Annotated in this window: 2 protein-coding genes; both read left to right on the forward strand. The window is 74.2% G+C overall.

Annotated elements, in window-relative coordinates; all coding sequences use genetic code 11:
• A partial coding sequence (locus AC08ON_RS04400; protein WP_476616501.1) for a polyketide synthase dehydratase domain-containing protein occupies positions 1-785 on the forward strand: 785 nt, incomplete at its 5' end.
• A gap of 103 nt (positions 786-888) precedes the next feature.
• Positions 889-2,070: SDR family NAD(P)-dependent oxidoreductase (locus AC08ON_RS04405; RefSeq protein ID WP_476616502.1), on the forward strand; the 1,182-nt coding region annotated here is incomplete at its 3' end.

Below are 2,070 nucleotides of genomic sequence, written 5' to 3' on the forward strand. Positions count from 1 at the left end.
CGGTCGGCGAGGACGAGGTGCTCGCGTACCTCGACGGCCCGCTGGACTCCGCGCCCGGTGCTTGCGTCAGTGTGCAGTTCCTCGACGCGGCGATGCAGGCGGCTGCCGCGCTGAGCACCGCGGGCGGCGCTCTGCTCCCCTTCGCCGCCGAGCGGATCGGCGTGCTCGGGCCGACCCCCGCCCGCGGTGTCGTGCACGTCCGCCGGAACGGCCGCACGTACCAGGTCTCCGTCGCGGACGAGTCCGGTCACGTCCGGGTGCTGATCAGCGGCCTGACGCTGCGTCCGCTCGCCGACGACGCGCCCGCCGCCGAGCCGCTGCGCATCCTCGAACCGGTCCTGCGCCCGGCCGCCCCGCTGCGACCGGCCCCAGGCACCGGTCACCGCGTCGTCGTGCTGAGCGACTCGGCCGATCCCCTCGCCGCGGACCTGGCGGCGGTCCACCGCGCGCACGGCGACACCGCGGCCATCGCCGACGCCGCCGACGAAGCGGCGCTGCTCGGCCCCGACGGCCGGGGACCTGACCTGCTCTACGTGCTCGGACTCGGCGGGTCGCTCGCGGACCACGAGTCGCGATCGGCCCGGCGCCTGCTGAACGCCGTCCGTGTGCTCGGCGCAGCAGGCGCGGCCGACGGAACCACCATCAAGGTCGTCCACGCCGGCGAACCGCCCGGCCGCGCCCGCCGAGCCGCCGCGGGGCGCGACCCTGCACGGCCTGGCCCGCTGCGTCGCGGCCGAGTTCGGCCGCTGGACGGTCGGATGCATCGACGTCGTCGCACCGAATGACTGGAGCCACCGCGACCTGGCCCATGCGCTCTACTCCGAGTCCCCCGAGGAGGCGCTCGTCATCCTGCGCGACGGCGGTCGGTGGATTCGAGCCCTGACCCCGGTGGAGCAGCCGGGCGACAATGCCGCCGACCCGACGGACGTGTTCCGCCGCGGCAGCACCTACCTCGTGATCGGAGGCACCGGGGGCATCGGATCAGTGCTCTGCCGCCACCTCGCCTCCACCGCCGGAGCCCGGCTCGTGCTGCTCGGCCGCCGCGCCGCGTCGGACGATCGCGTGCGCACCCAGCTCGCCGAGATCGCCTCGCTCGGTGGCGACGTCGCGTACGTCCAGGGCGACGTGGCGGATCCCGGCGCGCTCGCCGCTGCGATCCGCACGGCTCACGACAGGTTCGGCGGCCTGAACGGCGTCGTGCACGCGGCGATGGACCTGCACGACCGGTCACTGCTCCGCATAACGGACGCCGGGCTGGAGGGCGTGCTCGCCGCCAAGACAGCGGGCGTGATCGCGCTCGGCGAGGCCGTGCGCGATCAGAACCTCGACTTCCTGCTGTTCTTCTCCTCCGCGATCGCCTTCACCGAGGCACCTGGCCAGGGCAGCTACGCGGCCGCCACCACGTTCGAGGACGCCTACACGGCCTACCTGGCGCGATGCCTGCCCTTCCCGGTCCGCACGGTGAACTGGGGTTACTGGGGTTCCGTCGGCGCGGTGGCGGACGCCGGCTACCGGAACCGGTTCGGCCGGATCGGCATCGGCTCGATCGAGCCCGACGAGGGCATGGCGGCGATGACCCGGCTGCTGGCGTCGCCGCTGGGTCAGGTCGTCGTGGTCAGGGGCACGCAGGAGGGCCTGCGTCGACTGGGGGCCGTCGCAGGCGAAACGGACGTCCTTCAGTCCGCGCACCGCTCCTTCGCAGCCCTCGATGATTATGCCGCCGCGCTGCTACGCGCCCGCCTCGCCGCGCTTTCCCCGGAAGCCGATCTCAAGGCCTTCCTGCGCACCCGTTTCGCCCCGAACCGGTACGGCGCGGCGGCGCTCGACTCGTTCGCGCGCATCCTCGACCGCGCCGATGGCCCGCCCGCCGCTGCCCCGGATGCCGACGAGCTCCTCGCCGCCTACCCCGCGCTCGCGCCGCACGTCGACGTGCTGCGGCGTTGCGTGGAGGCACTGCCGGACGTGCTCGACGGCACCCGGCAGCCCACCGAGGTGCTCTTCCCGCGTGGCTCGACCGACCTGGTGGAGCGCGTCTACCGCGGCGACCCGATCAGCGACTTTCACCACCGG

Source organism: Frankia sp. CoWAU3 (genome assembly GCF_977971855.1).